This window comes from Shewanella sp. SG41-4, assembly GCF_014164505.1.
Lineage (GTDB): Bacteria > Pseudomonadota > Gammaproteobacteria > Enterobacterales > Shewanellaceae > Shewanella.
Genome location: NZ_JACJFI010000071.1, coordinates 1 through 17,058 on the forward strand (window position 1 = coordinate 1; position 17,058 = coordinate 17,058).

Below are 17,058 nucleotides of genomic sequence, written 5' to 3' on the forward strand. Positions count from 1 at the left end.
TGTTGTTGAAAATAAGCCAACATCATCTTTACTCGAGAGGAATCCGCATTACGATCTAAGCGCTTATATAATTTCTCCATATCTAGATGGCAATTAGCAACGTAATCAAGTAGCTCACTTAGTTGTTGGATCCGCATAAAACTCACCTCGTTTAAAACCCTAACTCTTGGGAAAATCTATCTTGAGTTGATTATCAAAGATAACAACAGTAAATGATTTGAACCAGATCATGTTTTACTTCACCAATATGCTCTTACTTTAGAGATCCATGAAGAAGTGAGCACTAGATCACTTGTTTGTTGATTGCAAAACGATTTACTCAAACTGAAATGATGCAAATTTATTAAAATGAAAAGGTTCGGACTAATTTAAATCAGAGTGTTGAACTGTAGAAAATGTAGATAGCATGTATCAAAAGTTGTTCGAACTGATGACAGTTTTTTAACGTCTAGCTTGACAAAAAAAGGTAGCGAATTGTCTAAAAGCGCAACTGAAAAAATGTCGCATTAGTCATTGATAGGATTTAGAACAAACAAGATTCGGTGCAAATAGGATTAAACTAAGGTGGTGATTTGGAGCGACGTTTGTTTATAAATAAAGAGGGGGTCGAACTGATGACCACGTTAGAACGTCTGGCTTGGCAAACAAAAAGGTATCACATTTTCTAAGGGCGCAACTGAGCTAACGTCGCAAATCAAAAATCAATTCAGGTTTAACGCTTAGATTTTTGGCTAGGAATTTTTAGCAGGAAGAGTTTGAAACTAGAAGATTGATTTGGAGCGACCTTTATTTTCACAAAAAGAGGTTCGAACTGATGACCGCTTTATGACGTCTAGCTTGGCAAACAAAAAGGTATCGCATTTTCTAAGGGCGCAACTGAGCTATTGTTGCATTTCAAACTAGGGAAGTGATTTGGAGCGACGTTTCTTTATAAATAAAAAGTGGTTAGAACTGATGACCGCTTTATGACGTCTAGCTTGGTAAACAAAAAGGTATCGCATTTTCTAAAAGCGCAACTGAGCTTATGTTGCATTTTAAACTAGGGAAGTGATTTGGAGCGACATATCAGGTTCGAACTGATGACCTATACCTTGGCAAGGTATCGCTCTACCAACTGAGCTAATGTCGCGTACTGTTTGCTTCATTATAACAATCTGCAAGGTATCGTCTTTCAACCTATGCCAACTGAGCTAATGTCACATACTTTCAAATTTCAATACAACTTTCTATAACTCAGAGTTTGGCGCTCTGTAGAAAGTTGAGGCCGCATTATAGGTAAATTTTACTATGCTGCAACCCCCTTTTTAAAAAAAATTGTTCGATTGGTTAAATTTTAAATACTTCTTTGCGATAAAACTGCATTTCAGCAATAGATTCCTTAATATCTTCTAATGCTTGGTGAGTATTTTTCTTGCTGAAGCCATTCATTGTTTCAGGACTCCAACGACGAACCAATTCTTTAACTGTGCTCACATCAATGTTGCGATAATGAAAGAACTCTTCAAGTTCCAGCATGTATTTATTCAAGAAGCGACGATCTTGACCAATACTATTACCGCACATTGGTGATGCGCCTTTAGGCACGTACTGAGCTAAAAAATCAATCGTTTGTACTATCGCATCTTGTTCAGAACATTTACTGGCACGCACACGGTCAACTAATCCAGACTCTCCGTGATGTTTTTGATTCCAATCATCCATGCCTGCTAATACTTCATCGGTCTGATAAATGGCTAGAACAGGGCCTTGAGCAATGATATTGAGTTCTTGATCGGTAACTAGGGTTGCAATTTCAATGACTCGATCGACATCTGGTTCTAAGCCTGTCATTTCCAAATCAACCCAAATTAGATTATTCGCATCAACAGCCATTTATGCCGCCTTATGTTATCTGTCGCCTAAATTCAGGCATTTTTATAAAAGAGTGTGTATCATACTGTTTTTTTGACACACAAAAAAACACCTATTTAATGAAGATAAGCCTGTGAGTAAAAAGAAACCCCTAAGCCAGGGCCAATTACGCCGAATGCGAGCTAATCAGACTAAGCGATTAAAGCGCAGTGATGACAACACTCAACATACTGAGTTACAGGACAATCTGTTAGGTCCTGAGCAAGCTGGAGTGGTTATTTCGCGCTTTGGTCAGCATGCTGATATCGAAACGGCAGACGGAACGGTATCGCGGTGTAATATTCGTCGCGCGGTAACCAGTTTAGTCACTGGTGATAATGTTGTCGTCAGACTAGCGACAGAAGTCCAGTCAGGCTCAAGCATTGGCGGTATTGTTGAAGCCGTTCACCCCCGAAAATCTTCTTTAACACGACCAGATTTATACGATGGCGTAAAAATTATTGCCGCCAACATCGATCAAATCTTAATTGTGTCATCGGTATTGCCTAGCTTTACTACGCAAATTATTGACCGATACTTAGTGGCTTCAGAAGACACTGATATTAAACCGATCATCATTTTGAATAAAATTGATTTATTGGATGACACCAATCGTGATGAAATCGAAACGGCATTAACACGTTACCAAAATATTGGTTATCAAGTTTTTCGCGTCAGTAGTCACACCGGTGAAGGCGTTGAAGACCTCAAAGCATTGCTCAATAACAGCGTCAGTGTTTTTGCAGGTCAGTCTGGTGTTGGTAAATCATCTTTAATCAATGCATTGATGCCAGACGCAGAACTGCTAATTGGAGATGTGTCAGGCAACTCAGGTTTAGGGCAGCACACTACAACTACAGCCAAATTACTGCACTTTGTTAGCGGCGGTGATTTAATCGATTCACCCGGTGTTCGCGAATTTGCATTATGGCATTTAGATGCCATAAGAGTGGGCTGGTGTTTTGTTGAGTTTAGAGACTTTTTAGGCTCATGTAAGTTCCGCGATTGTAAACATGGCGACGACCCGGGTTGTGCTTTACAGCAGGCTTTAGCTGATGGAAAAATAACTCCAGACCGCTTTAGTAATTACCAGCGTATAGTTGCCAGTTTAGACGAACAACGTCATGCACGACATTTCCGTGCTATTGATGAATAATACTCAATAGAATAATATTTCATGGCTCAACCAGATTAGAGAAAAGGGAAACACATTGGACTCTATTAAAATTGCTTTGCAATACATGCTACCAAAACATTTTCTGTCGCGTTTAGTGGGCAAGTTTGCTGCTGCTGAAGCTGGCGTTATGACCACAGCAGGCATTAAATGGTTTATCAAACAATACAAAATTGATATGTCAGAAGCGCAGCAATCTGAGCCCGAAGCCTATAAGACTTTTAATGCATTTTTTACGCGTGCATTAAAGCCTGAACTCAGACCTATTTGCCAAGAAAGTAATATGATGGCGCACCCTGTTGACGGCGCTGTAAGCCAATGCGGTCCAATTGAAGCCGGCAATATTTTCCAAGCAAAAGGTCACAGTTACACCTCTGAAGCATTATTAGGTGGTAACAAAGCCGATGCTGCACGTTTTGATGGTGGTGATTTTGCTACCATTTATTTGGCCCCAAAAGATTACCATCGCTTGCATATGCCTATCACAGGTACATTATCAAAAATGACTTACGTACCAGGTGATTTATTTTCGGTTAATCCACTTACTGCTCAAAACGTGCCAGGACTATTTGCCCGTAATGAACGTGTCGTGGCCATATTTGAAACCGAAGTGGGTCCACTTGCAATGGTACTGGTTGGTGCAACTATTGTTGCCAGTATTGAAACCATATGGTCTGGCACGGTAACACCACCAGGCGGTAAGCAGGTATTTAGCTGGGACTATCCAACCACGGGTCCAGAAGCCGTAACCTTAGAAAAAGGGGCTGAAATGGGTCGCTTTAAATTAGGTAGTACTGTTGTGATGTTATTTGCCCAAGATGCTATTGAAACATTTGCTGATGGTGTCGAACCTGGTGAAACGACTCGTATGGGTCAGCCTTTCGCTAAACTCACAACGCAGTAACCAACATGACAACAACTAAACCACACTCTGGATTAGTTGAGTTACATTTAGCCGTACTGCTCTTTGGTGGTACGGCTTTATTTTCTAAACTCATTCCCCTTAGCGCACTTAATATTACCTTTTTGCGTTGTATCATCGCTGCTATCGTACTCGCAGCAATCGTTAAAGCCACCAAACGCCCACTAAGGTTACAACGCCAACAAGATTATTGGGCAGCCTTAGTGCTAGGCACTTTAGTGTGTCTACATTGGGTTACCTATTTTGCGGCGATGCAGTTGTCATCCGTTGCCATTGGTATGATTGCATTTTTTACTTATCCCGTCATGACGGTATTAATCGAACCATTAATCAATAAAACACAGCTAAAACTTGTGGATGTGATATCCGGTATCGCGGTATTAGCTGGAGTAATAATGCTGATCCCCGAGGCAAATCTGAATAATGACACGACCTTAGGCATTATTGTTGGTGTTATTTCAGCGGCTTTATTTACCTGCAGAAATTTGCTTCACAAACGCGTGTTTTCGCAATATAGCGGTCCACATGCTATGTTTTATCAAACACTGATAACCTTAATCCTATTAAGCCCCTGGCAAGATGTCGCAGCCCAAAACATTAGCCAGACCACTTGGGGATTGGTTTTGTTACTTGGCATAGTATTCACCGCCTTACCGCATGCATTATTTACCACGGCACTGCGTTTTTTAAGCGCTAAAACGGTAGGGTTAGTGTCGTGTTTACAACCGTTTTATGGTGCAATGCTCGCATTATTAATTTTAGACGAACAACTCACCACACGAACCCTTATAGGAGGAACGATTATTGTGGCAACGGCTTTATTTGAAACCCAACAAAGTCATCAAAAAAGTAGAGCATAATCACGCAAATTTGCTACCATGGCCTTACTCCAACCTGAGCAAAGTATTATGTTACGTTTAGCGTGTTTATTCCTGTGTTTCCTTATCGTTAATACACTGTCGGTTTCTGTATTCGCCAATACTCCCCTAACCCTAGATAAACGTTTGGGGCTCAATAGCCAAGCCGAAAATCAGCCGCTTGACATCGCCTCTCAAATTACAGAACTGCAAAGCAGCATCGAAAAGCTGCAAATAGAGCAGCAAACTTATACCAATATTGAACAATCAAACAACGAAACCAAGCTCTCACTAGCAGGGCAACTACGTGAAGCACAACTAGTATTAAGTCTTGATGAAGATATCGATCTTGATCAGCAAGCCTCAATGGCCTATTTTCACTTATCTGAATTGAAAGAGACAGAGTCGAGTCTTAATGATAAGTTGCGTCTAATTTCACAACGCCAAACACTATTGCCAGACTCAATAGTCCAAGCACAAAATGCCTTAACTCAGCATAATAAAACCCTTCAAGTGCCTATTGATACTCCGTTAGGCCAACGTAACAAGCTTCAAGCTGAACTTCTGGCACAACATATTGCGACCTTGCAATCGGAACGTTTAGCTAACCCTAAGCAATTAGAGATCACCCAACTACAACAACAGTTAAATCGCTTATCGTTAAGCCAACAAGAAAGCTTTATCGAGCTTATCAACAAACATAATATCGAGTATCGCCAGCAGCAAACCGCAGACACCATAGCCGAAAACTTAATTGATGCTCAAGAACTGGCGGATCCATTATCTCAAGAATTAAGTAAGTTAAATCAATATTATGCAGAGCAATTACAAACCATTACTAGCAATATAAAATCTGCAATAGAGAAACAGCAACGCATTGAAAAACGCTATCAATCTCAAAATGCACAGCTATCAAATGTGCTTGAGCAAATTACCTGGGTTAAAACTAATTCTGCATTTGGCGATCGTTTCTTACAGATGTTGCAATCATTACCTAAACCTCCGAATCTCGACAAATTGCAAACAGAATTAGCTGATACAAGGCTACAGCGCTACCAATTAGAACAACAACAAGCGCTAAATAGTCAGCAACTCGATGACAGCAAAATGTTTAATGAAACCCAAATTAAATTATTACAATCACAACAAGTACTCATAGAACAACTATTGCAGAGCTATGATCAATATTTAGCTGAATTTGCCAAATTGCGCATTGGTTATGAACAGTTAAACCAGCTGTATAACACTTTAAAAAACACTCTTAATGAGCATTTATTTTGGGTACCTAATGCCCCTAGTATTGGCGCGTTATGGCTAACTGACTTAAGCCACAGTAGCTTGTGGTTACTGCAACCGAGCCAGTGGCAGTCATTACAGCTAGCTTGGTCTGAGCAAAGCAATTACTGGGCTTGGTGGGGTATTTTATTATTGTGCTGTTTAATGGCACAAGACATGCTGACACCTAAGTTCAATCAAGCGATTGGACGCTATGCAATTTTTGTCGGTAATGTGACTCAAGATAAATTTAAATACACCATCAAAACCCTGATCATCAGCTTAGTGTATGCCCTAATAAAACCCTTACCGGTGATCATGGCTGGATTTATATTTTCGCGATCAGAGCAAAATATGGTGTATGCCGTCGGAGTAGGTATCTTAGCCATTGGTGTCAGTTATCTTATTTACCAATTCTTTTACTTGTTAACGGTTGATAAAGGCATTTTGATTAGCCATTTCAGACGGCCGAAGAAAATTGTAAAGCAAGCACAACAAACCATGGCTTCGTTTGTAATGGTATCGGCACCATTAATCGGTTTAATGGGCTTTACCGAAGCATTAGATACTTCATTAGTACGCAACAGCCTTGGCCGTGGTGCATTTATTGTTTTCTGTATTGTGTTATGCCTGCTGTATAAAGATATCATGTTACTTATTGGCCAATATCGCAAAAATAAACCTAACGCCACTAACATGGAACTGATTCAAAAATCGGTATGGACACTCCTCGTTGTCACGCCAATTTTTAGCGCGATTTTGGCAGGGATAGGCTACTACTTCACGGCTTTTCAGCTGCTTTTACAACTACAAATATCGGTACTATTAGGCCTAGGTTTTTTACTAACCTATCAGCTCATTAAACGTTGGATGTTAATCGAACGTCGCTTAATCGCCTTTGACCGTGCCAAAGCCAAACGCGCTGAAAGACTGGCACAACGTGAAAGAGGCGAAATGAACAATGAGCCAATAGAAACCTACGAAGAGCCTGTGGTTGATTTAGAAACCATCTCTAGCCAATCACTAGGCTTGGTAAGATCGATCCTCATTTTAGCTTTTTTTGCCAGTTTATTAGGCATTTTGGCGCAAACGCATACCGCAGTATTCTCATTTCTAGATGGCATCACCTTATGGACCACCAATAGCAATGTAAATGGTATTGAGCAACAAGTGCCGATTACATTAAAGTCGATTTTATTTGGCATCATGCTAGTCGGGTTCTCGGTTGTTATTGCGAAAAATCTACCCGGCTTACTTGAATTAATGCTCTTACAAAGGCTAGATTTATCGCCAGGCACAGGTTTTGCTATCACCACGGTGAGTAGCTACCTTGTGGTATTTTTTGGCATGCTGTTCGGGTTTTCAACCTTGGGCATGGAATGGTCAAAATTACAGTGGTTAGTTGCCGCATTATCCGTGGGGTTAGGTTTTGGTCTCCAGGAGATTTTTGCCAACTTTATTTCCGGTATTATCATTCTATTTGAAAAACCGATCCGTATTGGTGACACGGTGACGATCCGCGATCTCACCGGTACCGTCAGTAAAATTCAGATTAGAGCAACCACGATTGTCGATTGGGATCGTAAAGAAATTATCGTACCTAACAAAGCCTTTATCACCGAACAATTGGTTAACTGGTCTTTATCAGATCCTATTACCCGCGTTATTGTTACGGTATCGGTGTCTCGTGATTCAGATCCAGCTAAAGTCGAAATGTTATTGCATCAAGCAGTGCGCGAGTGTGACTTATCATTAACCACCCCAGAACCCGAAGTGTGGTTTGCGGGTTTTGGTCAACACACTCAAGATTATGAAGTACGTTCGTATGCTAAAGACATGTCTGATCGTTGGCCGCTTCGCCATAATCTACACAAGCGAATTAGTAAAAAATTAAAAGATAACAATGTTGAACTTGCCTACCCTCAAATGGAAGTTCATATTAATCATGCGCCTAAAGAATCCACCGGATTATACAAAGGCTAAGCTAAGAATTGATTAAGGACACCTATGCTCGTTTTTGCTCACCGCGGCGCCAGCGGTTATGCTCCAGAAAACACCTTAGCCGCGATGGACAAAGCGCTCGACTTGGGTGTTAATGCCATTGAACTGGATGTGCATTGTGTTGAAGGTGAATTAGTGGTGTTTCATGATCGCCGCTTAGAAGGTAAATCAACAGGAACAGGACTAATTCATTTAACAACCAAGGCCGCATTAGCTCAATTTACTGTTGACGGACAAGCAATCCCCACGCTATGGCAAGTACTCGAGCGAGTCTATGTAAGAAGCAAAGGCTCGTGTACCATCAACATCGAATTAAAAGGTATTGGCTGCGTACAACCGTTTATCACCTTATATCCTCAAGCGTTAGAACAGCTTAGTTTCACTCCAGAACAGCTGTTAATATCATCCTTTAATCATCCTTATTTGGCGCAGATAAAACAATCTTTCCCGCAAGCGGTGATCGCACCACTATTAGCAGGGATCCCGCTCGACTTAGCTGAAATAGTGACAACACTTAATGCCTATTCTATTAATCTGGATGTTGGTTTTATTAATCAAGCCATTGTTGATGATGCACACCAGCGAGGCGGCAAAGTATTTGTTTATACGGTCGATAATCCACAAGATATTCAAGCATTAAAAGCAATGGGAGTGGACGGTATATTCAGTAATTACCCAGACAAAGCCATTGCAGCAGCAATGATGCCGATAACAACCGATTATAGCGCTTGGTTTGAGTAATTTATTTATCCAAAGTACGGCAATGAGGTTAATGTGGCACATAAACTATTATTATTGACCAGAGAAAACGATCGATACCGTCAACTATTAACAAAGCTTTGTCTGCCAAACCTCGACATTGTTGACGATCTGATTGTTAATGATCTAATTGTTGATAAGCTTGTGGTTGATTCTGGCCAGTTCACTGGCGGCAATATTAACCATGCCGATATTTGGTTAGCAGAACCTCATCTAGCGGCTTCATTATTGCCGCATGCAACAGCACTAAAATGGTTACAATCTACCTTTGCCGGTGTCGATGTATTAATGCATCCATCGTTACCACATGATTATTTACTCACCAACATTCGCGGTGTATTTGGCCCGCTTATGAGTGAATATGTGTTTGGCTACCTGCTAAGCCATTATCGACAGCATAATATGTACACTCAACAGCAACAGCAGCAACGTTGGTTAGCGGGTAGCTATGGTACTTTGCAAGGGTTGCAACTATTAATACTAGGCACCGGTTCTATCGCCGAGCACCTTGCAAAAACAGCTCATCATTTTGGTATGACCGTCAGTGGGCTGAATCGAAAAGGAGCTCCTGTTAGTGGCTTTGATAACATCGACACCATTGATAAATTAGCCGACTATTTGCCTCTAGCAGATGTGATTGTTAGCGTATTGCCCAATACACCTCAAACCAAGCACATATTAAATGCGCTTAACCTGCCCTTATTAAAGCCTGATGCCATGTTATTTAACATTGGCCGAGGTAACGCCATTGAATTAGATGCGTTACAAGCTGAATTAACCTTACAACCACAACGCCAAGCCATATTAGATGTATTCGAACAAGAGCCCTTACCTGCTGATCATCCACTATGGCATTACCATAACGTCACTATCACACCGCATATCGCTGCACCAAGCTTTCCTGAGCAAGTGATAAAGATATTCAGCCACAACTACCAACTATGGCAACAATCTAAGCCATTACAGTATGTGGTCGACGTTAAACAAGGTTACTAAAGCTGCAATCAATTTAGGATTAAGAGGTACGTTCGAGGAGGTTTTGACCACTTTTGTACATAGCATTAAGCATGTCTTAATCTGAACTGGCTTGTATTTAACATTGGTAGCTTTAACTAACCGTTGTGTTTGTCACAACAAAAATATTCCACATCAACATCTTAACTAAAAACCTCACCTCTTTTTCACAATTATAACGATGCCCATTTTGCTAAGAAAGATGAGCTAGATCAAACTGTCTTAAAAATGATCACTACATAAGAAAAATAGTTATTGCCAATGATAACTGTTTTCATTTAGAATTAGATTACTTTCTAGATATGACCCATTTTTGAATGAAGAGGCTTTCCCTATGTTCGTTTGTCTTTGTCATGCGATTACCGACACTCAAATCAAAGCTGCTGTTCGCTTAGGTGACAGTTCGTTGTCTGATGTAAAGAAACGTCTTGGCGTTGCTGACCAATGCGGAAAATGTGCCCGCATGGCTAATCAAATCATTCAAACACAACTTGAGTACGAACCTAATTTCTATGAAGTTGCATAGTCGCATCAATATATAAGTCGACTCTGCTTCCATAAAAAAATGCTGCTCATATGAGCAGCATTTTTTTATTCTACCATCCAGTAATCTTACTCGTGTATATCCAGATTATCGTCTTGCAAGCCGTCTTCTGCCAAAGGCCCAAATTCAACTTCAACACTGTCTACGCGTTGTAATCCTCTTGGCAACTTAGCTCCACGACGACCGCGCTCACCACGATAGTGCTCTAAATCGCTTGGTTTCAAGGTTAGCTTACGCTTACCTGCCCACAAGGTTACTGCTGTATTATGCGGCACAACATTTAGGTGCAAAAGTAACTCTTCACGATTTTTAGCACGATCGGTTGGAATACCAATAATCTTATTGCCTTTACCTTTTGATAGTTGCGGTAAAGCATCTAAGCTAAACATCAACATACGGCCTTCAGAGGTAATCGCTAACAGCGATTGCTCGGTCGTTTTATTGATTAACTTTGGCTGCAGCGCTAACGCATTGGTTGGCAAACTAAGTAGTGCCTTACCTGCTTTATTACGGCTAACCAAATCAGGATAAGCACAAATAAAGCCATAACCAGCATCTGTTGCCAATAAGAAAAACTGCTCATCTTCGCCCATCAGCACATGTTGCATCGTTGCGCCTGGAGCCATATTAAAGCGCGTGGTGATCGGCTCGCCTTGGCTACGCGCCGAAGGCAACGTATGACTGTCGGTGGCAAAAGCACGTCCGGTCGAATCGATAAACACCGCAGCTTGGTTACTCTTGCCCATCACGCTACAAAGATAACTGTCACCAGACTTGTACGATAAGCCTTCTACATCGACATCATGGCCTTTAGCACAACGTACCCAGCCTTTATCAGACAATACAACAGTAACAGACTCAGTTGGTGTTAACTCTTGCTCAGTCAGCGCTTTGGCATCTAAACGCTCAATAATAGGCGAGCGACGATTATCACCATAAGTTTCACCATCTTGGATCAATTCTTTTTTCACTAAGGTTTTTAAGCGACGTTCAGAGCTTAACAATAGCTCTAATTTGTCACGTTCTGCAGCAAGATCATCTTGCTCACCTTTAATTTTAAATTCTTCAAGCTTGGCTAAATGACGTAATTTTAACTCTAAAATTGATTCAGCTTGTTTATCCGACAAGTTAAAGCGAGCCATCAACTCAGCTTTAGGTTCGTCGTTATAACGAATAATTTCGATCACTTCATCAATGTTTAAAAACGCAACCATCAACGCTTCTAAAATATGTAACCGTGCTAATACTTTATCAAGTCGATATTGTAAGCGGCGAGTTACCGTGGTAAGACGGAACTCCAGCCACTCCGTTAACAGTTGTTTAAGCCCTTTTACTTTAGGACGACCATCGAGTCCCAACACATTGAGGTTAACTCGGAAGCTTTTCTCAAGGTCTGTAGTCGCAAATAAATGGGTCATTAACTGATCACAATCAATACGATTTGAACGAGGTACAATCACTAATCGCACTGGGTTTTCATGATCAGATTCATCACGTAAATCAGACACCATAGGCAACTTTTTTGCCTGCATTTGATGGGCGATTTGTTCTAAAATTTTACCGCTACTGGCTTGATGCGGCAATGACGTAATGACAATCTCGCCCTGCTCTTCACTGTAAACGGCACGCGCCCTGATTGAACCTTTGCCAGTTTCATAAATCCGCTCAATATCTGCTCTAGGCGTAATTATTTCAGCTTCTGTAGGGTAATCAGGGCCAGGAACAAACTCCATTAAGCGGGCTAAATCCGCTTTAGGATTATCGATTATCTCTATACACGCTGCCACTAATTCACGCACATTATGCGGCGGAATATCTGTTGCCATGCCCACTGCAATACCGGTAATACCATTCAATAATATATGCGGTAATCGTGCTGGTAAGGTTACAGGCTCTTTCATGGTGCCATCAAAGTTAGGGCTCCAATCTACGGTACCTTGTCCTAATTCCGACAGTAACACTTCAGAAAACTTTGATAATCTAGCTTCGGTATAACGCATTGCAGCAAATGACTTAGGGTCATCTGGCGCACCCCAGTTACCTTGGCCGTCAACCAGCGGATATCGATAGGAAAATGGCTGCGCCATTAACACCATAGCTTCATAGCATGCACTATCACCATGCGGGTGATATTTACCTAACACGTCGCCGACAGTACGGGCTGATTTTTTGTGTTTAGATTGCGCTGATAAGCCTAATTCGCTCATTGCATAGATAATGCGTCGTTGGACAGGCTTTAGACCATCACCAATGTGCGGTAGGGCGCGATCCATAATCACGTACATGGAATAATTTAAATAAGCCCCTTCAGTAAAGCGCCTTAGCGGCATTTGCTCTACACCATCAAGGCTTAATTCAATCGCATCACTCATTATTCGTTTCCTGTGATTGTTCGGGTGCGTTATAAAACAAGCGGTAAATATTACCTTTTAGATCATCTGAAATGTACATTGAGCCATCAGGCGCATTAATCACATCAAATGGACGCGCAACCGGAAATTCTCCATCGAGGAAACTCACCACGGTTTCACGTTTAACAATTTTGTTATCTTCCATACCAAGCATTACAATTTGATAGCCAACTTTACTTGAACGGTTCCACGAACCATTTTCAGCCACAAAAATCTGTTTGCGATAACGCTCAGGAAATTGCTCGCCTCGGTAAAAGCTTAACCCTGTAGCCGCAACATGTGCTGGCAATTCAAATTCTGGCAGAGTGATGTTTAAATTTTTCGGTTTATCATAAGCGGGTTCAACGACATCTTTACCGTGTAAATAAGGAAACCCAAAATGGCTACCTTTCACGTCTAAACGGTTTATCTCATCCGCGGGAACATTATCACCCATCCAATCACGGCCTAAATCGGCAAACCACAACTTTTTGGTATCAGGTGACCAATCAAAACCGATAACACTGCGAAGCCCAGAAGCAACTTGCTCACTGGCGCCGGTATCCACGTTAATCGCTAATATACTGCCAAATGGCGAAGCTGCCTCGCACACATTACAAGGCGAACCTATGGCAATGTATAAACGTCCATCGGGTCCAAAATGCATCGAACGCGAATACTTTTTATCTAAGCTTGGTAGATTAGAATAAACTTCACGCGCACGACTAGGACGACGCAACCGAGATTCAATTTCTTCAAAACGGATAATTCGATCTTCTTCGGTAACGTATAATGAACCATCATGAAAGGCTAACGCTTCAGGGTATTCAAGGCCTCTGGCAATAAGATATCGTTTATCAACTTGGCCATTTTGATCACTATCAACGAGCGCATAAACAGTGCCGCTTTTTTGAGAGCCCACAAAAAGTGTCCCTTCATCCCCTACTGTTAATTGTTTAATATCGCCTAAATCGGAAGCATATAACGTTAATCCAAAACCTTTAGTAACGGTAATCATCACCGATTGGGCAGCAGAGGCTAACATTGGAGTCAGGGCTAAAAACATAACCCCCAGAAAGGCTAATTTACCGCCAAAACTTACGTAAGATCGTAATCTAATATACTGCATGCTAATTATCTTTTGCCTTATTTTATACATTATTATTGGCACTAAGAGACACGACTAAAGTAACGCTAGGTCACCTTTGGTTTCTAACCAACTTTTACGATCAGGTGCACGCTTTTTGGCAAGTAACATATCCATTAATGCCACGGTCTCATCAGCATCATCAATGGTTAATTGCACTAAGCGTCTAGTATTCGGATCCATAGTGGTTTCACGTAGTTGCAACGGGTTCATTTCACCCAGACCTTTAAAGCGGGTCACTTGCACTTTACCTTTTTTATTTTCTGCCGCAATACGATCTAAAATACCGACCTTTTCAGCTTCATCCAGGGCGTAAAATACTTCTTTGCCAATATCGATACGAAATAGCGGCGGCATAGCAATATAGATATGCCCGTGATTCACCAAGACTCGATAATGCTTTAAAAATAATGCACACAATAGAGTCGCAATATGCAGCCCATCAGAATCGGCATCGGCTAAAATACAAATTTTACCATAACGTAATTCTGAAATATCATCACTGTCAGGATCGCAACCAATCGCAATCGAAATATTATGTACCTCTTGCGAGGCTAATACTTGTCCGGAATCAACTTCCCAAGTATTTAAAATCTTACCTCTTAGCGGCATAATCGCTTGAAACTCACGGTCTCGAGCTTGTTTAGCACTACCACCAGCAGAATCACCCTCAACTAAAAACAGCTCACCTCGCATGGGGTCTTGGCCGCTACAATCAGTTAACTTGCCCGGTAATGCAGGTCCAGAAGTCACTTTTTTACGTGCAACTTTTTTAGCGGCCTTTAAGCGGCGCAATGCATTACCAATACACAACTCTGCCAACTGCTCTGCTAACTCAGTATTAGAATTTAACCACAACGAAAAGGCATCACGAGCAATACCAGAAACAAATGCAGAGCTTTGACGGCTCGATAATTTTTCTTTGGTTTGCCCAGCAAATTGTGGGTCTTGCATTTTTATCGATAAAATAAACGCCGCACGGTCCCAAATGTCTTCGGGCGATAACTTAATACCCCGAGGAACAAGATTGCGAAATTCACAAAACTCACGCATAGACTCAAGCAAACCTTGTCTAAACCCGTTCACATGAGTACCACCTAACGGTGTCGGAATTAAGTTAACGTAGCTTTCACTTAAACTTTCGCCGCCTTCAGGCAACCATGTAATAGCCCACTCAGCAGCTTCTAATTTGCCTTTAAAGCTACCCACAAAAGGTTCTTCAGGTAATAAAACCGAGTCTTTTATCGCTTCTTTAAGGTAATCGGTTAAGCCACTTTCGTAATACCATTCATGCACATCACCATTTTGTTTATTGGTGAATTTAATCCGCAAGCCTGGGCACAATACCGCTTTAGCTCGCAGGATATAAATTAGCTTACTGACCGAGAAATTAGGTGAATCAAAATAACTTGTATCAGGCCAAAAATGTACTCGGGTCCCAGTATTACGACGTCCACAAGTACCGGTTACCACCAGTTCCTCAACCTTAAAACCATTCTCAAAGGCCATTTCGTATATTTGCGCATCACGACGGACGCTGATTTCAACGCGAGTGGATAAGGCGTTAACAACTGAAATACCTACCCCGTGTAAACCGCCCGAAAACTGATAATTTTTGTTAGAAAACTTACCACCAGCGTGCAATTTAGTCAGGATCAGTTCAACCCCAGGAATGCCTTCTTCAGCGTGAATATCCACCGGCATACCACGGCCATCATCGGTCACTTCAAGGGAGTTATCAGTATGGAGTACAACTTCAATTTTAGTCGCGTGTCCCGCCAGAGCTTCATCAACACTGTTATCAATGACTTCTTGCCCAAGATGATTTGGTCTAGAGGTGTCGGTATACATACCTGGACGGCGTTTTACCGGGTCAAGTCCATTAAGGACCTCAATAGCGTCAGAAGTATATTGGTTGCTCATAATCCACACATTTGGAGTTAAATAGAGCCAAAGTTAGCTCAAATTGATCGTTGTTTGTAACGGTAGAAGGTTACAACTGAATAAATTTACATATTTTGTTTAATTGTTGTTCATAGCCGACAAAACTGTGGTCACCATTAGGTTCTAAATGTAATTCACAGCTATGGTACTTATGTAATGCTTGTCGGTAATCTAACACTTCGTCACCAGTTTGCAACAGCACCAGAAAACGATCTGGATGACGGATCACGTGAGTATTATACAGCGCAACGTCATCTTGATGCTGCGGTAACAGTTGATAATGCTCGTTGGTATAAGGATTATATTGAGGCCCGATAAACTCTTCAAACAATTCGAACGGTTTTACCGCCGGATTAATCAAAACAGCTCTGCCACCATACGTTTCGGTTAAATAACTAGCAAAATAGCCACCTAACGACGAGCCAATAAAGCGCAATGTCTGCCCCTGCCGTTTCGCTTGCTCAACGATGTTGCACAATAAAGCCATAGCAGCAGAAGGTGATGAAGGTAATTGTGGTTGGTGAAAATCGACTTGTGGATAATGCTGCTGAATATAGTGTGCGGTTTGAACGGCTTTATCCGACTGAGGAGAACTATTAAAACCATGAATATAAAGCAGCATATTCCCTCGCGAGACGGTTAATCAATACTAAACGTCCCTTAGTAACATAAGATGACGCGCTAAACTAGTATCCGCTGGCCTCATTATCTGGTGCAAATCGATTTCCAGGCACGCGATACACATTAGTACGAATGCTACCATCGCCTGCCAACTCCAGCAAACGATAACCCGGTTGACGATGATCTAAGGCAAAATAGGATGATAATGGTTTAAACTGAATACACGTCGATGGTGTCGCCATTAATGGAATAGGACCATGTGGTCCACGATGAATATTATCGACTTGTTGGTGTACATGTCCCCAAAGGACACCTTTCACTTGCGGGTAGCGACTTGTTCGTTGCAAAAAGTCTTCGCCATTCATCATACAATGCTGATCTAACCAAGCGCATTGCATTAAAATAGGATTATGGTGCATCACTAATAGCACATGTTTATCTGGCGTAGCCTTAATGGCAGCCTCAATCAACCCAAACTGCTGTTCGCCCATGTAGCCACCAGGCTTACCACGAACAGTAG

At 41.5% G+C, this 17,058-nt stretch carries 12 protein-coding genes, 1 tRNA gene and 1 pseudogene; 7 read left to right on the plus strand and 7 right to left on the minus strand.

Features of this window, described 5'->3' with window-relative positions:
* Nucleotides 1-1,053 precede the first annotated feature (1,053 nt).
* Both H5202_RS08905 and orn read right to left on the minus strand, forming a co-directional pair.
* Nucleotides 1,054-1,129 (minus strand) — tRNA-Gly (locus tag H5202_RS08905).
* 197 nt (nt 1,130-1,326) lie between these two features.
* Nucleotides 1,327-1,872, minus strand: a complete 546-nt coding sequence (gene orn, locus H5202_RS08910; RefSeq protein WP_182771768.1) for an oligoribonuclease — start codon at nt 1,870-1,872, stop codon at nt 1,327-1,329.
* A gap of 112 nt (nt 1,873-1,984) precedes the next feature.
* Between orn and rsgA the strand changes: the two genes are divergently transcribed.
* From rsgA to H5202_RS08945, 7 genes are all read left to right on the plus strand, one after another.
* Entirely contained in the window at nt 1,985-3,046 is a 1,062-nt protein-coding gene (gene rsgA / locus H5202_RS08915; protein ID WP_182771769.1) for a small ribosomal subunit biogenesis GTPase RsgA, read from the plus strand.
* Between the two features lie 55 nt (nt 3,047-3,101).
* On the plus strand, nt 3,102-3,968 hold the full coding sequence (gene asd / locus H5202_RS08920) for an archaetidylserine decarboxylase (protein WP_182771770.1): 867 nt from the start codon (nt 3,102-3,104) through the stop codon (nt 3,966-3,968).
* 5 nt (nt 3,969-3,973) lie between these two features.
* Nucleotides 3,974-4,846, plus strand: a complete 873-nt coding sequence (locus H5202_RS08925) for a DMT family transporter (RefSeq protein ID WP_182771771.1) — start codon at nt 3,974-3,976, stop codon at nt 4,844-4,846.
* Nucleotides 4,847-4,864: 18 nt separating this feature from the next.
* Nucleotides 4,865-8,101, plus strand: a complete 3,237-nt coding sequence (locus H5202_RS08930) for a mechanosensitive ion channel domain-containing protein (RefSeq protein ID WP_443019390.1) — start codon at nt 4,865-4,867, stop codon at nt 8,099-8,101.
* Between the two features lie 24 nt (nt 8,102-8,125).
* Nucleotides 8,126-8,860, plus strand: a complete 735-nt coding sequence (locus H5202_RS08935) for a glycerophosphodiester phosphodiesterase (RefSeq protein ID WP_182771772.1) — start codon at nt 8,126-8,128, stop codon at nt 8,858-8,860.
* A gap of 33 nt (nt 8,861-8,893) precedes the next feature.
* On the plus strand, nt 8,894-9,874 hold the full coding sequence (locus H5202_RS08940) for an NAD(P)-dependent oxidoreductase (RefSeq protein ID WP_182771773.1): 981 nt from the start codon (nt 8,894-8,896) through the stop codon (nt 9,872-9,874).
* A 352-nt stretch (nt 9,875-10,226) separates the two neighbouring features.
* Nucleotides 10,227-10,418: a bacterioferritin-associated ferredoxin gene (locus H5202_RS08945; RefSeq protein WP_182771774.1), complete on the plus strand. Its 192-nt coding sequence runs from the start codon at nt 10,227-10,229 to the stop codon at nt 10,416-10,418.
* Between the two features lie 86 nt (nt 10,419-10,504).
* Here H5202_RS08945 and parC read toward each other — a convergent pair whose 3' ends face one another.
* The 5 genes and pseudogenes from parC to H5202_RS08970 all read right to left on the minus strand — a co-directional run.
* Nucleotides 10,505-12,808 (minus strand): DNA topoisomerase IV subunit A, encoded by a 2,304-nt coding sequence (parC, locus tag H5202_RS08950; RefSeq protein WP_182771775.1) that lies wholly within the window; start codon nt 12,806-12,808, stop codon nt 10,505-10,507.
* Nucleotides 12,801-13,892: a PQQ-dependent sugar dehydrogenase gene (locus tag H5202_RS08955; RefSeq protein ID WP_259397249.1), complete on the minus strand. Its 1,092-nt coding sequence runs from the start codon at nt 13,890-13,892 to the stop codon at nt 12,801-12,803. Before H5202_RS08955 ends, parC begins: the two co-directional genes overlap by 8 nt.
* 117 nt (nt 13,893-14,009) lie before the next feature.
* Nucleotides 14,010-15,896, minus strand: a complete 1,887-nt coding sequence (parE, locus tag H5202_RS08960) for a DNA topoisomerase IV subunit B (RefSeq protein WP_182771777.1) — start codon at nt 15,894-15,896, stop codon at nt 14,010-14,012.
* Between the two features lie 70 nt (nt 15,897-15,966).
* The gene (locus H5202_RS08965) at nt 15,967-16,539 is read right to left on the minus strand and encodes a YqiA/YcfP family alpha/beta fold hydrolase (RefSeq protein ID WP_182771778.1); all 573 of its coding nucleotides are present in this window, start codon (nt 16,537-16,539) and stop codon (nt 15,967-15,969) included.
* A 64-nt stretch (nt 16,540-16,603) separates the two neighbouring features.
* Nucleotides 16,604-17,058, minus strand: a pseudogene (locus H5202_RS08970) (3',5'-cyclic-AMP phosphodiesterase); the annotation flags it as partial.

Excerpts from the sequence above, each read along its gene's own strand:
- orn (WP_182771768.1), bottom strand. The coding sequence starts at position 1,872 with ATGGCTGTTGATGCGAATAATCTAATTTGGGTTGATTTGGAAATGACA.
- H5202_RS08925 (WP_182771771.1), top strand. The coding sequence starts at position 3,974 with ATGACAACAACTAAACCACACTCTGGATTAGTTGAGTTACATTTAGCC.
- H5202_RS08930 (WP_443019390.1), top strand. The coding sequence starts at position 4,865 with ATGGCCTTACTCCAACCTGAGCAAAGTATTATGTTACGTTTAGCGTGT.
- H5202_RS08935 (WP_182771772.1), top strand. The coding sequence starts at position 8,126 with ATGCTCGTTTTTGCTCACCGCGGCGCCAGCGGTTATGCTCCAGAAAAC.
- H5202_RS08945 (WP_182771774.1), top strand. The coding sequence starts at position 10,227 with ATGTTCGTTTGTCTTTGTCATGCGATTACCGACACTCAAATCAAAGCT.
- parC (WP_182771775.1), bottom strand. The coding sequence starts at position 12,808 with ATGAGTGATGCGATTGAATTAAGCCTTGATGGTGTAGAGCAAATGCCG.
- H5202_RS08955 (WP_259397249.1), bottom strand. The coding sequence starts at position 13,892 with ATGTTTTTAGCCCTGACTCCAATGTTAGCCTCTGCTGCCCAATCGGTG.
- parE (WP_182771777.1), bottom strand. The coding sequence starts at position 15,896 with ATGAGCAACCAATATACTTCTGACGCTATTGAGGTCCTTAATGGACTT.
- H5202_RS08965 (WP_182771778.1), bottom strand. The coding sequence starts at position 16,539 with ATGCTGCTTTATATTCATGGTTTTAATAGTTCTCCTCAGTCGGATAAA.